This is a genomic window from Paenarthrobacter sp. RAF54_2, assembly GCF_052113945.1.
Classification (GTDB): Bacteria; Actinomycetota; Actinomycetes; order Actinomycetales; family Micrococcaceae; genus Arthrobacter.
Map to the genome: position 1 here is coordinate 1 of NZ_JBFRDV010000001.1, position 14,657 is coordinate 14,657.

General features: G+C 62.1%; 17 protein-coding genes. 4 read left to right on the forward strand and 13 right to left on the reverse strand.

Features of this window, described 5'->3' with window-relative positions; all coding sequences use genetic code 11:
• Positions 1 to 233: 233 nt before the first annotated feature.
• The 3 genes from AB4Y87_RS00005 to AB4Y87_RS00015 are packed head-to-tail and all read left to right on the forward strand — an operon-like array spanning position 234 to position 1,901.
• A complete protein-coding gene (locus tag AB4Y87_RS00005) occupies positions 234 to 824 on the forward strand; it encodes a molybdopterin-dependent oxidoreductase (RefSeq protein WP_442002446.1) in 591 nt (196 codons plus the stop codon).
• Positions 775 to 1,572: a ferredoxin reductase gene (locus AB4Y87_RS00010; protein WP_442002447.1), complete on the forward strand. Its 798-nt coding sequence runs from the start codon at positions 775 to 777 to the stop codon at positions 1,570 to 1,572. Before AB4Y87_RS00005 ends, AB4Y87_RS00010 begins: the two co-directional genes overlap by 50 nt.
• Positions 1,569 to 1,901, forward strand: coding sequence for a DUF6510 family protein (locus AB4Y87_RS00015; RefSeq protein WP_442002448.1), 333 nt, complete (start codon positions 1,569 to 1,571; stop codon positions 1,899 to 1,901). Before AB4Y87_RS00010 ends, AB4Y87_RS00015 begins: the two co-directional genes overlap by 4 nt.
• 390 nt (positions 1,902 to 2,291) lie before the next feature.
• On the opposite strand, the gene AB4Y87_RS00020 is transcribed toward AB4Y87_RS00015, so the two are convergent.
• The 3 genes from AB4Y87_RS00020 to AB4Y87_RS00030 form a co-directional block, all read right to left on the reverse strand.
• A complete protein-coding gene (locus AB4Y87_RS00020; RefSeq protein WP_442002449.1) occupies positions 2,292 to 2,894 on the reverse strand; it encodes a TMEM175 family protein in 603 nt (200 codons plus the stop codon).
• A gap of 252 nt (positions 2,895 to 3,146) precedes the next feature.
• On the reverse strand, positions 3,147 to 3,413 hold the full coding sequence (locus AB4Y87_RS00025; protein ID WP_442002450.1) for a hypothetical protein: 267 nt from the start codon (positions 3,411 to 3,413) through the stop codon (positions 3,147 to 3,149).
• A 77-nt stretch (positions 3,414 to 3,490) separates the two neighbouring features.
• Positions 3,491 to 4,408 carry an NADP-dependent oxidoreductase gene (locus AB4Y87_RS00030; protein ID WP_442002451.1) on the reverse strand — a complete coding sequence of 306 codons (918 nt, stop codon included), beginning with the start codon at positions 4,406 to 4,408 and terminating at the stop codon, positions 3,491 to 3,493.
• Between the two features lie 203 nt (positions 4,409 to 4,611).
• Between AB4Y87_RS00030 and AB4Y87_RS00035 the strand changes: the two genes are divergently transcribed.
• Positions 4,612 to 4,812, forward strand: coding sequence for a hypothetical protein (locus AB4Y87_RS00035; RefSeq protein WP_442002452.1), 201 nt, complete (start codon positions 4,612 to 4,614; stop codon positions 4,810 to 4,812).
• Positions 4,813 to 4,912: 100 nt separating this feature from the next.
• Here the strand turns inward: AB4Y87_RS00035 and fdxA are convergent, their stop codons facing one another.
• The 10 genes from fdxA to AB4Y87_RS00085 form a co-directional block, all read right to left on the reverse strand.
• The gene (gene fdxA / locus AB4Y87_RS00040) at positions 4,913 to 5,212 is read right to left on the reverse strand and encodes a ferredoxin (RefSeq protein ID WP_442002453.1); all 300 of its coding nucleotides are present in this window, start codon (positions 5,210 to 5,212) and stop codon (positions 4,913 to 4,915) included.
• Positions 5,213 to 5,218: 6 nt separating this feature from the next.
• A complete protein-coding gene (locus AB4Y87_RS00045; protein WP_442002454.1) occupies positions 5,219 to 6,697 on the reverse strand; it encodes an aldehyde dehydrogenase family protein in 1,479 nt (492 codons plus the stop codon).
• Positions 6,698 to 6,724: 27 nt separating this feature from the next.
• Positions 6,725 to 7,543, reverse strand: coding sequence for an SDR family oxidoreductase (locus tag AB4Y87_RS00050; RefSeq protein WP_442002455.1), 819 nt, complete (start codon positions 7,541 to 7,543; stop codon positions 6,725 to 6,727).
• Positions 7,543 to 8,523: a dihydrodipicolinate synthase family protein gene (locus tag AB4Y87_RS00055; RefSeq protein ID WP_442002456.1), complete on the reverse strand. Its 981-nt coding sequence runs from the start codon at positions 8,521 to 8,523 to the stop codon at positions 7,543 to 7,545. The genes AB4Y87_RS00050 and AB4Y87_RS00055 overlap by 1 nt, the downstream gene beginning before the upstream one ends.
• Before the next feature lie 77 nt (positions 8,524 to 8,600).
• Positions 8,601 to 9,422, reverse strand: a complete 822-nt coding sequence (locus AB4Y87_RS00060) for an enoyl-CoA hydratase-related protein (protein WP_442002457.1) — start codon at positions 9,420 to 9,422, stop codon at positions 8,601 to 8,603.
• The gene (locus AB4Y87_RS00065) at positions 9,419 to 10,687 is read right to left on the reverse strand and encodes a CaiB/BaiF CoA transferase family protein (protein ID WP_442002458.1); all 1,269 of its coding nucleotides are present in this window, start codon (positions 10,685 to 10,687) and stop codon (positions 9,419 to 9,421) included. Before AB4Y87_RS00065 ends, AB4Y87_RS00060 begins: the two co-directional genes overlap by 4 nt.
• Positions 10,684 to 12,048, reverse strand: a complete 1,365-nt coding sequence (locus AB4Y87_RS00070; protein WP_442002459.1) for an FAD-dependent oxidoreductase — start codon at positions 12,046 to 12,048, stop codon at positions 10,684 to 10,686. The genes AB4Y87_RS00065 and AB4Y87_RS00070 overlap by 4 nt, the downstream gene beginning before the upstream one ends.
• A 10-nt stretch (positions 12,049 to 12,058) precedes the next feature.
• Positions 12,059 to 13,387 (reverse strand): MFS transporter, encoded by a 1,329-nt coding sequence (locus AB4Y87_RS00075; RefSeq protein ID WP_442002460.1) that lies wholly within the window; start codon positions 13,385 to 13,387, stop codon positions 12,059 to 12,061.
• A gap of 163 nt (positions 13,388 to 13,550) precedes the next feature.
• Positions 13,551 to 14,150: a helix-turn-helix domain-containing protein gene (locus AB4Y87_RS00080; RefSeq protein ID WP_442002461.1), complete on the reverse strand. Its 600-nt coding sequence runs from the start codon at positions 14,148 to 14,150 to the stop codon at positions 13,551 to 13,553.
• A gap of 89 nt (positions 14,151 to 14,239) precedes the next feature.
• Complete coding sequence (locus tag AB4Y87_RS00085) at positions 14,240 to 14,620, reverse strand: Hpt domain-containing protein (protein WP_442002462.1); 381 nt, start codon at positions 14,618 to 14,620, stop codon at positions 14,240 to 14,242.
• Positions 14,621 to 14,657 lie beyond the last annotated feature (37 nt).

Genomic DNA, 14,657 nt, shown 5'->3' on the forward strand with positions numbered 1-14,657 from the left:
GTCACAGCTTGCCGCTGGGCCATCGTTAGCTCCATGAAAACGGGCATAGCCCCGAACCGCCGCCACACTTGCGAACCACGCCGTTACGCGGAGGTTTTCAAATGAGGCAACGTATCCGGCTACGCGGAGGTTTTCAATGAGTCAACGCGATCCCTAGACCCCGCGCACAGCTTGCCCTATCGTTGGGGCATCAACGGTCATTGGCCGGAGGAGCTCCGCTGCGGAGGTAAATCATGGGTATCATTTCTTCCGGTTTCCGTGGACGACGGTCCGAGAATTCTGCGTTGCCTCCGGGACAGCATGAAACGCAGGACTTTCCCGTTCTGACCGCTGGACCCGCTCCGCTCATTCCCCCCGATGAATGGGAGTTCTTCATTACTGCGGAGGATGGCCAGCGTCTCGCATGGTCCTGGGATGAGTTCATGGCTTTGCCACAGGAGGAGATCACCGAAGACATTCACTGCGTGACCAGCTGGTCAAAGTTGGGAACGACGTGGCGTGGAGTTTCAGTGGACACGCTTTTCGAAAACGTGGAGACCACCCGCGACTTCGCCACCGCCCATTCCTTCGGCGGCTACACAACCAATGTTCCGCTGTGGGATCTCCTGGGCGGTAAGGCCTGGGTGGCCTGGGAATTTGATCACGAACCTCTTGAACGGGCACACGGCGGTCCGGCGCGGCTTTTGGTGCCGCATTTGTATTTCTGGAAAAGCGCCAAGTGGATTCATGGCTTGGAACTGACTGACGAAGACGTTCCAGGTTTCTGGGAATCGAATGGATATCACCTTCACGGCAATCCGTGGCGCGAGGAGCGGTACTCGTGAGGCCTTTGCCGTGAGTTCTGTATGGCGGGTCGCGGAAGTGGTGGGCGGGGAACTGGAAAACGCCACAGCCCGAACCATTAGGCTGCGCGTGGATGGTTTGATGGGATATCTGGCCGGGCAACACATTGATATCCGCCTCACCGCAGAGGACGGGTATACAGCCATCCGGTCCTACTCCGTGGCATCGGCAAGTACGGATGAGCATCTGGAAATCACCGTTGATGAACTGCCCGACGGCGAAGTGTCACCTTACCTTGTCCGGGACCTGGCCGTGGGGGACCAGTTGGAAATCCGGGGACCGGTGGGCGGCTGGTTTGTCTGGCGGCCAGCCAATGCGAACCCGGTGCAGCTGATCGGGGGAGGGTCAGGTGTGGTGCCGTTGATGTCGATGATCCGTGCCCATCGGGCGTCCAACAGCGGGGCCCCTTTCAGGTTGCTCTATTCCCTCAGATCTCCGGATTCTTCGCTTTATCGGGACGAGCTGCACCGTTTGGATCAGGAATCAGCCAAGCTGATGGTCGATTACATCTACACGCGTTCGACGCCGGACGGCTGGCCGGCAGCGCCAGGTCGCCTTACTTCCGAGGGCCTTTTGGGCAAGATCTTCCCAACAGAGGAGAACCCCGATGTTTTTGTTTGCGGCCAAACCGTCTTTGTGGAGACCGTTTCGGACTGGCTTGTAATGGCCGGTTATCCGCCGGAGTCCATAAAGACCGAGCGGTTTGGCGGGACGGGAGGCATCCGGTGAACAGCACCGACGACTTTGCTGTCCCCGAGTCCGATGACCAGGACATTGCAGCAGCACCCCATGACCCGATTCCGTATGTAGACGGGAACGCCGCAGCCGGCGCCCTATCCGAAGTGTTCCGCATCGACATCATCGCGGCGCTGGGACGCTGCAGACACTGCGGTTCCGTCAGGGCTTTTGGCGAGGCCATGGTCTTCACCGACGCGCCCGGAATTGTGGTCCGGTGCCGCGACTGTCAGGGCGTGCTGCTGCGATTGGTCCAAACACCAACCAAATACTGGCTGGATTTGAGTGGCCTCAGCTACTTGGAGATCGACCGCGAAGAGTAGGCGTCCGTTGCCTTGGCACCGCGAGCGGGGCCGCCTCACTGCCCAATCCTGGAAGATGTGAAGTTTACCCATGCGCTGGCCAGGAGTCGGTCACCGGTTCTCCTAAGTCTGAATAGGAGTGAGCTTATTCCTATTTTCTGGCCAAAGTACGAATAACGGCGTCATTGGTGATGGCTTGTGACGATCCAGTGGCGAGCAGCGCGGGTTGCCACCGCAGAGACGCTCCGGCGCTTCTCGTCGTCGTCACGGTGGTGCTTGGTGTATTCGTTCACCGGGAGGCTGCGGGTTCCCACCCGTGAACGCGTCTGTCGAGCAGCAGCACCAGAACCAAGTTCCTGATTCGGCGCGCAGGGCTGCTAATCGTCGCGTGGTTAGGAGTGAAGTAGCCGATTAACCGCCGCCATTATCGCTTTGAGGAGACCTGGCGACAAAGTGCTCAACCCGGCGGTCCGGGACCAGCCAGATCAGCGCCACAACGGTGAAGATGGCGATCCCGAACAGGGGCTGGACCAGGGTGGCTGCGATGCCGGCCATATAGATCACGGGGGATGCTTTGCCTTTCCAGTCCCGGCCGACAGCCCGGGCAAGGGCCCCGTCCTTGCCTTGGGCGGCGATCAGGCGACGTTCCAGGATGTAGTACCCGAGCGCTGCACACAGCAGGTTGATTCCGTATAACAGGACGGGCACCTGTGTGAAGCCGGACTCATCCATCCACCGTGTCGTGAAAGGGAAGAGAGACAGCCAGAACAGCAGGTGCAAATTGGCCCAGAGAATCCCGCCGTTCACTCGACTGGCCAGGTGGATCATGTGGTGGTGGTTGTTCCAGTAGATCCCGACATACACGAAGCTCAGAAGGTAGCTGAAGAGGGTCGGCAGAACTGCGGCCACGCCCTCCCAGGTTGGCGTTTCCGGGGTGTGCAGCTCCAGGACCATGATGGTGATGATGATGGCCAGCACGCCGTCACTGAACGCCTCGAGCCGGTTCTTGTTCACCGACCCCGGTCCCGTCGCACGTAGCACTGCTTTCGGCTCACCCTGTCATCAGCCATAGTCGGCTCCTCTGAAGGTCTGCACTGTCGGGGACGACGCGCACCTGGTGGATAGAGTACACCCGGTCGCCGAGTGGCCCGCCAGCCCAAGATACAAACACCAGCGGAGGCCGCCTCTCGCATCACTTTGTGCTGCCACTCCTCGGTCCTGCAGAAAGCCTCGTGATCATCTCCGGTGCCTGGGGATATTCCTGGCTCACTTCTTGCTATCGGTCAGCCATGCGTCCAGTTCCTCATCAGTGGAGGAGTCAATCAGTTGTACTAAAGCCCAGTTGTCTCGATGGTTTGGGGCCGCGCGGAGGTGGTCCTCCCAGTCTTCGGCGTATTCACGGAGAGCATCGATTAGATCAATGGTCGCTTCTTCCAACGTCGTCCCGTCAGCCGCCAGGGGCAGGCCGGGCAGGAACATGCCCCAAACCCCGTCCTCGTTGACGACCTGCGCTTTTGCCGAAACGTTATTCACTAAGAATTCCTTGGACAATCTGGTGTTCACCACAGAGGCGGAGCTCCCTCCAAGCTCAATCATAAACAGGCTGCTGCCTACGCACGCATCTGGATGATCGTCTTCCCATTCCGTCGGGTGGCAGGGTTGAGGGCATTGAGCGCATCGTCGAATTCTCCGACGTTTCCGATGTTTGTCCGCAATCGTCCGTCTCGGATTCGCTGGACGATTTCACCCAGCTGCGCACGATCCGATTCGACAACGAAATCCACTGCCAGACCATCCGTAGGGCGGGCTTCAACCGGACCGGTGATGCTTACCAGTGTTCCGCCGGGCCGGATCAGGGCCGCTGACTGCTTCTGGATGTCGCCCCCGATCACATCGAATACCAGGTCAACCCCGCTGACGTCTTCCAAGGTGTCATTGGCGAGATCGAGGAACTCGTGCGCTCCGAAGTCAAGTGCCTTCTGTCGATCGGCAGTGCGTCCTGTGCCGATGACGTAGGCGCCCGCTTCACGTGCCAGCTGAGTCACCATCGCTCCGACTGCCCCAGCGGCGCCATGCACCAGAAGGCTCTGCCCCGACTGGATGCGGCCATGGATAAACAACCCTTGCCATGCGGTCAGGCCAGAGATGGGCAGGCTCGCGCCAACTGTGAAGGCGACGTCCCCCGGCAGCGGTGCAAGGTTACGTGCCTCCATCGCCACATACTCCGCCAAGGTCCCATCTCGGTGCCAGTCCGCAAGGCCAAACACTCGTTGACCCACCGTCAGCCCTGTGGTGCCGTAGCCGAGCGAGGTTACGACGCCGGCCACCTCGTGCCCAATGATGGAGGGTGTCCGATCCCGGCCGGCTCGATCAGTCCAAGTCGAGGGCCACCCAACCTCAGTCGGGACGAATCCCCCGGCATGAATCTCAACAATGACGTCGTTTATCGATGCCGACGGCTCCGGCCGTTCGGCCATCCTCAGCCCGGCCATTCCGGCGGACTGATCTGTCACAACAATTGCTTTCATCAAAAGCTCCCTCTACTCGACCCTGACCTACCCCGCAGTTTTACTTTTGTACCTTTAGCTTCCACTAATTTGCCGAGACTGACCCCGGGTGGGAGTGGTCCGGTGCCGCGACTACGAGGGCGTCCTGCTCCGGTTGGTGAAACACCAACCCAATATCCAGCCGTTTCCTGCTGGTATCGTTTCGGTACCATCGAGCTAAGGCTATGAATCTGGGTGTCCCTGAAGACCTCGATCCTCCACTGGAGAAGTTGGCCACCGAGGAAAACACGTCCAAGACCGCGCTCCTGTCGCAGGGGGCAGAGTTGCTTATGCAGCGCCATGCACGCAGACGTGAATTCAGTGAAGGCCTTGATTTCGTCATGACTCATGATGCTGAGCTGCTGACGCGCCTTGGGGACGCGTGACAGCGTACATGGACATGGAAGACGCCCCTTCACGTCGTCGATGGGTACGGCTTCCACACCCGCGATGTTGGATTGTTGGCCTCGGCGTTGGCCAGGCCGACTACAAGACCCGCAAAGGCTCCGCGATCACCACAGGATGATCGCGGCCCACGTCCTCTAAGAAATCCGCCTCGAAGAACTCCGCGTTCGCCCTGATGTAGTCTGCCCACTCGTCAGGGACATCGTCCACATAGTAGATCGCCTCCACGGGGCACACGGGATCGCATGCCCCGCAGTCAACGCACTCGGACGGATGGATGTAGAGCGACCGTTCGCCCTCGTAGATACAATCCACCGGGCATTCGTCAATGCACGCCTTGTCCTTAACATCCACGCAGGGCTGTGCGATCACGTAGCTCATGGCGCACTAAACACCGGTGTAGACGGTCTTGCCCCAGGTGTAGAAGTCCAGGGCGGACCTGCCTTGCTCGCGGAAGGTGTTGGTGGAGGAATCCTTCACACCGCCGAAGGGGACGTTCAGGTCCAGCCCGGCAGTGGGTCGGTTGATCTTCACCACGCCGGCTTGGGCGCGAGCAGCGAAGTCCGTGGCGAGAGCCAGCGAGTCCGTGCAGATGCCGGCGGTGAGCCCATAGCGGGAATCGTTGATCGCAGCCAAGCCTGCTTCATAGTCGGCCACCTCAAGAACTGCCACCACTGGCCCGAAGATCTCTTCCGTCACGGCTGCGTCGTCGAAGGGCAGTCTGGTGAGAATCGCCGCCGGGAAGAACAGCGCGCCGGCGGGGTCGCCGTCGTACTGTCCGTGCAGAAGTGTGGCACCGCGTTCGACGGCGGTACGCACCGCTGCCTGGTCCTGCTCGAATTGCTGCCTGCTCACCACAGCGCCCATACGGGCGTCGCCATCAAGTCCGTCGCCGGTGGTGTAGTCGGCGGCCTCCTGAACCAAAGCATCGAGGAAGGCGGAACGGATGCCGGGCGTCACGTAGACGCGGGACGTCGCTGTGCACGCCTGGCCGGTCAGGCCGAACGCGCCTGCCGCTACTACCTGCGCAGCTTTGCGGGGGTCGGCGTCATCCAGCACCAGGACACCGTTCTTGCCGCCCATTTCGAGCTGGACGCGGGCGCGCCGGGCATTGAGGATCTCCTGCAGTCCAAGGCCAACATTGGTGGAACCCGTGAACGACAAACCGGCAATCCGGGTGTCCCGGGCCAGCGCGTCACCCACCACGCGTCCCTTCCCGTGAACCACGTTGAACACGCCGGCGGGAAGTCCAGCATCCTGCAGGGCGCGCGCCAGGTGGGTTGTGGACAAGGGAGTGAGCTCGGCCGGTTTGATCACCACGGCGTTGCCGCTGATCAGGGCAGGCGCAGTTTTCCACGCCGGAATGGCGATGGGGAAGTTCCACGGCGTAATCAGTCCCACCACGCCCAGCGGTTCCCGACGCGTCGTGACGGTGGTGTCCGGCAGGCCGCTGGGCAGGACTTCGCCGGTTGCTGCCCAGCCGAGTGAGCCGAAGAAGCGCAGCACGTCCGAGGCACGCTTGACCTCACCCTTTGCCTCCGCAAGGGTCTTGCCTTCCTCACGGACCAGATCCTCGGCGATGGCGTGGTGGCGCTCGTTGAGCAGGTTTCCGGCCGCGATGAGGATGGCGCCCCGGGCTGGTGCGGGCAGGGCCGCCCATGACGGCTGGGCTGCGGCGGCCGCGGTGATGGCGGCGTCCACGTCCTGGACGGTGCCACTGGGTGAGAGCGCTGCGACTTCGCCGGGCCGGGCGGGATTCATTCGCTGCGTGTCCGCGTTTCCGAGCCATTGGCCATTGATGAGGTGCTGGGCGGTCATCGTCTGCGGGTCGGTGATCGTCTGGGGGTCAACTGCTGTGGAAGTCATGATGTTCCTATCGGATTTGAGGGGAGGCTAGAGGCTGCGGATGAGGCCGCCGTCGCACCTGAGCGCGACGCCGGTGATGTACGACGCCGGCGCGCTGCACAGGAAGGCGGCAGCGGCACCGAACTCGGCAGGTTCTCCATAGCGCCGGGCGGGGATGGTCTTGCGGGATTCGAGCTGGATGTCTTCGAGCGTGGTATCGCGGCGCTTGGCGGCGGCGTGGTCAAGCTGGGTGACCCGGTCGGTGGCGATGCGGCCAGGCAAGAGCAGGTTCACTGTGACCTCGTCCAAGGCCACTTCGGCAGCGAGGGTCTTGAGGTAACCGGCCAAGGCAGCCCGTCCGGTGTTGGAGACGGCGAGGTTGGGGAGCGGGGCTGTCACACCGCTGGATCCGATAGCCAGGATCCGGCCCCATCGCCGTTCCCGCATTCCGGGAAGCACGTGGGAAACCAAGGCGTGCTGAGGTTTGACCAGGAGATCAAACGCCGCCGAGATGTCGTCCGAACTGAGCGTGGCTGCGGCACCGGGTTTGGGGCCTGGGCCGTTGAGGACCAGGATGTCGATCGGTCCCAAATCCGCGACCGTCTGTTCCACGGCCGATTCGATGCCCTCGGGCGTGGTTAGGTCTGCCTCGATTGCCACAGCGTCGAAGCCTTTGGTGGATATGTCCGCGGCACCAGTCCCGTACGCGGCCTGCAGTTCACCGACGATCTCCTTGGCACGGTCCCGACGACGGCCCACGATCGCCACGCGCACGCCTTCGGCAGCCAAAGCACGGGCAACGGCCAGACCCAGCCCGCCAGTGGATGCAGCCACCAAGGCTGTCTTGCCAGCAATTCCCAAATCCATCAGAAGCTCCTTGCCGGGGCGGCGGCATTTTCAAGGGCCGACGCTGCCTCGCGAAGATGTGTGGCCATACTCCCGCGCAAGGCTTCGGGGAAGCCCGCTGCAGGGGCGCGAACACCCGAGTCCTTAATGAGTCCCCGTTCGCGCAGGCATTCCTTGCGAATAGCCAGCGCCACCTTCGCTTGCTGCTCGAAGTTGATCAGCGGCAGATAGGGGAGTAGTTCGCGCTGGGCTGCTTCATAGCCATCCTGCTGCCATGCCCGCACACACGCTATGAGGGCTTCGGGGTACGAGAAACCAGTCATGGCACCTGCTGCGCCGGCCATCAATTCGTCCAGCAGTCCCTGCCCGCCGAGGCCACCAAAGACTGAAACCCCGACGCCGGCACTCAACTCCGCGATCGCGACGCTGGTAGGCGGTGCTTCGGCCTTGACGGCAATGACGAAGTCGCATGCGGTGACTACGGAGATCAGGGCAGGCGTGGCAACGTTGACGCCGCTCGCCAGCGGATAATCCTGCAGGACCACCTTGGCGCCAGTAGCCCGGAAGATGGCCTCCAAATGCGCAGTCACCGTTTCAGGCTTGGCCGAGTTAGCCTGCACCATCACTGCTGCCAAGCGGTCTCCGGCAACCTCCTGCGCTGCCCGGACTTCCTCAATGGCGGGTCGGGTGGCCAGGGCGGTCACGCCCACTACCAACGGCAGCGCGGTGCATTCGACGACGGTTTCCAGCACTTGCCGGCGTTCCTCAGCAGTCAGTGCGGCTGCTTCGCCGAAGACTCCCAACACGGTGAGTCCCGTGGCACCGATGGCCTCGTAATGCTCCACGAGCTCGGACAAACTGTCCAGGTCCACGTCCAGCATGCTGCCTTGGAATGGCGTGGCAACAACGCCCCACACTCCAGGAGCCAAAGATTCACGGTGCTGTATTTCATGGTTTAGGGATTCGGGTTTTAGGGATTCGGGCGCGACTGATGGCGGCATCGGTATCTCCTCTATTTCCTTTGAAATGGTTTTTGTTGGCGAGCCGGGTCAGTGGTCGTGCCGGAACACTGAGCCGATCAGCGCCCCGGCCAGACGGGCGAGCGCTTTTCCTGGAAAGCACGCACGCCTTCAGCGGAGTCTTCACTGTCCAGCGCCGCCATAAGAGCCGGCAGTCGCAGGCCGCGCGCTTCCTTGGCTGTCAGGTGGGAAGTCTGAGTGACCATCTGCTTCACGGCCCGGACCGAGGTGGGTGCGCACGCCAGGACCTGGTCCACCCAACGCTGCACAGCGGCGTCGAGCTCTTCAACAGGAACTACCTCGTTGACAAGACCCATGGATTGCATCTCGGCGGCGTCTGCCTTGCGGCCTGTCAGGAGCATCCCCATGGCCTGGGTATAGGGGATGCGCCGCACCATCTGGTGGATGCCGCCGTCGAGCGCTAATCGCCCAACGCGAGGTTCCGTCAAGCCGAACTTCGCGGTGTCGGCTGCCACCACGATGTCGGCACCCAGCACAATTTCCATGCCGCCACCCAGGGCGTAGCCATTGACCTTTGCGATGACCGGGATGTCCAAGCTGGTGCGTAGGCTGAGGCCACCGAAGCCGTTGGGGTCCAGGCCGGCCCAATACTCCAGTCCGGTCTTGTCCACGGCCGACGCCGACATGTCAGCACCAACGCAGAAGGCACGGGACCCAGCACCGGTGATGACAACCGCACGTACGGACGGGTCCTGCTCAAGCTGCGCCCAGATCTCGTTGAGCCGTGCATGCGTGGCGGCATCCACGGCGTTGAGGACGTGTTGACGATCGATGACCACCGTCGCCACGTGGTTCTCGATGGTCAGAGTCACAGCATCCACTGGCGCCTGAACTGGTGCTTGAACTGCTGTCGCCGTCATCGCAACACACCCAGCTGCTGCAGGCGCTCGATCGTCTCTTCATCGAAGCCGTTCTCCAGCAGGACCTCCACATTGTGCTCACCGAGTCGCGGCGCGGCGCGGCGGATGGTGGGCGGAGTAGCGGAGAGCCGGATGGGAGCGTTCAGCATACGGACCGTTCCTACGCCGGGGTGCTCTGCTTCCACGATCATCCCGTTGGCCTCTGTCTGCGCGTCGGCCAGTGCCTGTTCCAGGGTGTGCACGGGAGCATTCAGCAGCCCCTGCTCCTCAAGCTGGTGCGTCCAGTACTCGGTGGTATTGGTGGCGATGCGCTCGCGGAAGATGGCCTGCAGTGCCGGCTTGTTCTTGAATTGCTGCTCAAGGTTGGCGAACTCGGGCCGCTGGGTGAGGTCCTCGTCCAGGCCAAGTGCTTCAGAAATCCTGGCCAAGGGATCGGGCGTGAAACCACCCACCATGCACACGGCGCCGTCGGTGGTTTCGAAGACACCGCTCAGCGGCATGGCGCCCCAGTTGACCTCGTAGCCGCGGTTGAGCTGCATGCAGGCTTCCTGCATCTGCAGGTGCAGCATGGAGTCGTACATGGTCACCTCCACCTTCTGGCCCACACCCGATGCCTCGCGGGTGCGCAGCGCCAGAAGGATGCCCTGCATGAGGTGCATGCCGGTGATGTAATCGCACAGGGTGGTGGGGTAGATGGAGGGCTTGGCGTCATCGGATTCCCGGCGCCACATCACTCCGGAATACGCTTGCGCGATCGCGTCCTGGCCACCTTTATGCGCGTAGGGTCCCTCAGGACCGAAACCGGTGCCAGAGGCCCAGATGATTCCCGGGTTCGCAGCTTTCAGGTCCTCGTAGCCGAAGCCCATCCGTTCCATGACTCCGGAGCGGAAGTTGCTGACCACAACGTCTGCATCAGCTATGAGCCGGTGCAGCACCTCGCGCCCTTCGTCTGTGCGCGTGTCCACGGAGACGCTGCGCTTGTTCCGGTTGATGGACAGGAAGATCGGGTTGTCCTGGCCGTCCTGGTCGGGGAAGGAATTGCGTGAAATGTCGCCTGCGCCGGGGCGTTCCACCTTGATGATGTCCGCACCGTAATCGCCCAGTAGTTGGGTGCAGGAGGGGCCCATGAACACCTGGGTGAAGTCCACGATCTTGATGCCGTCCAGCGGCAGCGGGGTAACTGCCGCCGCAGCTGTGGTGCCGGTGGCAGCGGCGGTGGGTGCCGGCGTCGTGCTTTCAGTCTGATCGAGGAGGACGGTGCTCATGCCGGCACCGCCGTGGTTACGTCGACGCTAGCGTTCGACGACGGGACGTCGCCCGGGTCTGCACCATGCCGGCGCATGCCCTGCTGGATATCCAGCGCGGAGACGTCTCGGACCAACACGTTGTTTTCTACGGCGAGGGCCGCTGCAACGCCGACGGCCTGGCCCATTGCCATGCAGGGCGGGATCTCGCGCGACATTTTCTGTGCCTCCGGGGTGGCGGAGTARTGGCGGCCGGCGACCAGGAGCTGGTCCACTTCCTTGGGGAGCAGCGAGCGGTACGGGTAGTAGTAGTCACGGCCGCGGGCAACGGTGTCCGCGAAGTGGCGGCGCTGGGTGACGTCGTCCTTGGTCATGACGTACTCGCCTTGCAGGAGGCGGGTTTGGCGGACGCCCATTTGGGAGGCGACGTCCAGCATGTAGCAGTTTTCGAAGCCAGGCAGGTTGGCGCGGACGTATTCCACGGCCTCGGAGATGCGGTCCCTGGCTGCGAACTCAGCGGCAGTCATGTCCGCCGGGTCAACGCCGTCGAATCCGCTCATGTGCGGAGCGTTGCACCAGACCACGCCGTCGATGGGGGTCTTGAGCCACCAGAGTTCCCACGCGCCGCCGAGGAGGCGCTTGATCTTGCGGTTGATGGCCCGCGCTTCCTTGGGGTTGGCCTGTTCGAAGGCTTCGGCTGCCTTGGTGTTCACATTGCCGAGGCGGAAGACCAGCGTGGTGAGGTAGTTGTCCTTGGCATAGCTGGCGCCGGCGCGCGAGGCGACGTCAATGTCACCGGTGGTGTCGATCACGACGTCGGCCATGAAGGCCTGCGGGCCCAGTTTCGTTTCGCAGATGACGCCCTTGATCACGCCGTTGTCCACGATGGGACGGGAGAACCAGGAGTGCAGTCGGAGGTCCACGCCAGCCTCGCGAACGAGGTCGTTGGAGACGCGCTTCCAGCCGTCGGGATCGAAAGCCGCTGCGTAACAGATGGGCTTGGGGTTGGTGTGGGAGTGGAAATCGAAGGTGCCGTAGCGGCCCCACTTGTTCCAGAGTTCCTCGGACGTTTTGCGGTCATCGGCGGGCGGGACGATTGCCAGGCCAAGCTTCTGCAAGCGCTCCACGTACTCGGAGACGATGCCCGTGACGGTGATTTCCTGGCCGTTGATCATGTCATCGAGAACCAGGACCATGCCACCGGAGGCCAGGCCGCCCAGGGATGAGTAGCGTTCCAGGAGCGTGACTTTGGCTCCCGAGCGGGCAGCGGTAACCGCCGCGGCGACGCCTGCGGGACCACCGCCGACTACCAGGACGTCGGATCGTGAGATGACCGGGGCGGTAAGGTCCGCCGTCGTAGTGCTGAGTTCAAGGGTATTCATGGGAGGTTCCTTACTTTCCGACGAAGATGCCGTTGGAGCGGCGTGCGGCGAGGTAGAAAACGATGCTGAGGATGGAGAGGACGGCCACGTAGACCGGGAAGATCCAGGTGAGGTTCAGGGACTGGAACCAGACCAGAAGGTAGGAAGCGGTGCCGCCGAACAGGGCTACGCCGATGCCATAGCCCAGGGCCACACCGGTGCCGCGGATGTTCTTGGGCATCAGGGATGAGCTGACCACGTTGTAAAGGGTCATGTTCAGCACCAGGACGATTGAGCCGCCCAGGAGGACTGCGGCGAATCCGCCAATGCCTGGCTGGACGTACATCAGCATGAGGAACACGGACGGGATGGCGAGGATGCGGGTCACCAGGAACCAGCGGGACATTGCTTTGCCGTCGGCCAGCTTGCCGATGATCCAACTGCCCACTACGAGGATGACGGCCAGGATGGTGGTGAGGGCGAAGACCGCGGTGGGATCTTCCTTGAAACCGCTGCGGGCTGCGGTGGGAAGGCCAACGTTCCAGGCGTAGTTGTAGGCCTGTGCTGCGCCCACCACGAAGATGATGGCAAGGACGGAGAGCCAGTGCTTACGGACTCCGGACCACACGGCACGTGGAGTGTTCGTGGCCATTTCCTCGGCCTTGAGGGTTTCCGGCAGGGAGCGGCGGAGGTAGAGAACCACAAAACCGAAGGCAGCGCCGATGATGAACGGTACACGCCAGCCCCAATCGGCCATGGCTGCGCCGCCGAGGACAAGGCTGCAGAGGAAGCTCACCAGCGAGGCCAACAGGATGCCGATGTTCACGTAGAAGGACATGATGCCGGCCACGTAGCCTTCGCGGCCTTCCGGGGCGAGCTCTACAGCGTGGGAGGTGGAGAGCGGGGCTTCGATTCCTGTGGAGATACCTTGCAGGACGCGGCACACCAGCAGGATGACGCCGGCCCAGGCGCCGATGGTGGCGTAGTTGGGCGTGATGGCAATGACCAGCGTGGTGCCGGCCATGAGCATGATGGACAAGAGCATGACCCGACGCCGGCCGATCCGGTCGGCAAGCGTCCCCAGCAGTATGCCGCCAAGGGGGCGGAAGGCGAACCCGACGGCGAACACGGCCAGTGCGTTCAGGGTGGCGGAGAGTGGCTCGGTGTTGGGGAAGAAGTTCGGTCCGATGAAGGCTGACAGGAGGCCGAAGACCATCCAGTCGTACCATTCAAGGGCGTTGCCGAGGCCCAGGCCCAGCAGTCCTTTGCGGACCTGGGGAGTGAACTTTGCGTTGGCGGGGGAGGAGTGGCTGGTGCTTTGTGACGGGACGGCGTTGTGCGTCGTTTGGGTGTTGAGCATGGAAGTGTCCTTACGCTGACGCCCCGGAGGGCGTGGGAGGGTATGACGCAGGAACGCCTGTTGGAGGAGGCGTGTTGTGCGAAAGTGGCAAGGATTGTCTGCGGCCACGGTTCGTGTCCGGACAGTTAAGGGAAAACGCTGGCGCCGTTGAGGGGCAGCAGTGTTACCACGCGTGTGGTGCGTTGACCCAGATGGCTACGCATACCTCTTCGTAGCTGTTCTTGTACCAGTGGGGGATCTCTGAGGAGTAGGTGATCGAGTCGCCCTCTTCGAGGCTGTAGCAGACGCCGTCGAGATAGACGTCCTTACGGCCGGAGATGATGTAGCAGAACTCTTCACCGCTGTGGGTAAAAGGGGTTGCGCTGGTGTCGTGCCCTGGGGGCGTGCTGATCCATTGCGCTTCGATGCTTCCGTCGCGGTTGGGGGTCAGCAGTTCGTGTACGGCTTCGCCCACGGATTCGCGGGTGACGTTCTTCAGGTTGCGTCGATCGGATCTGCGGACCACGGGTGAGCTGGATTGGTCCTGGCCAATGAAGAATCTCCCTACAGGGATATCCAGGCCGTGGGCCAACTGGGCCAGCGTGGTGAAGGAAGGGTTGGCCATTCCGCGTTCGATTTGGCTGACGATCGCCTGGCTGAGGCCGGTGATGTCCGAGAGTTGGGCGAGGGTCAGGCCCTTTGCCTTGCGCATGGTGCGCACCTTGTTCCCCACAGTTGCCAGCAGTTCGCTGGTGGCTGGCGGTGCAGGAGTCTCGGTAGTCATTGCCGCATCCTTCGTTGGTGAGCTAACTCACACAACTATAGTGAAGATTTTTAGCGAGTCAATGGTTTTCTTTATTTTCGTGAAGATCTTTAGGAAAGTGAGGGTTGGAGTTCGCAAATCGTGCCGAACACGAAGGCCTCGATCATCTGCACTTGCGGCCTGAGTTCCTGAAGATGCCCGGCGTTGGGGAGGAGCCTGATGCTGATCTCCAGTTCCGTGGCCAAGCGGCGCATGCAGATTGCGCCCACCATGTGGCTTGATGTCTTCAGGCTCAGCACGGCGTCCATGGCATCTTCCATGTCCAGGTTGTTCAGGGCATGATGCAGCCGATCAACCCGCCACGGCAGGAGATCTATGTAGTTGCGGACGAACGTTCTGACGATGGATGGGTCTCCGCCAAGTTCTGCCTGGAGTTCGGTGAGGATGGTGGGATCAACCAGTGAGTCTGTGCACTCGTCATACTCAGACACCAAACCCCTCCCGCCTCCGAACAATAGATTCACGATT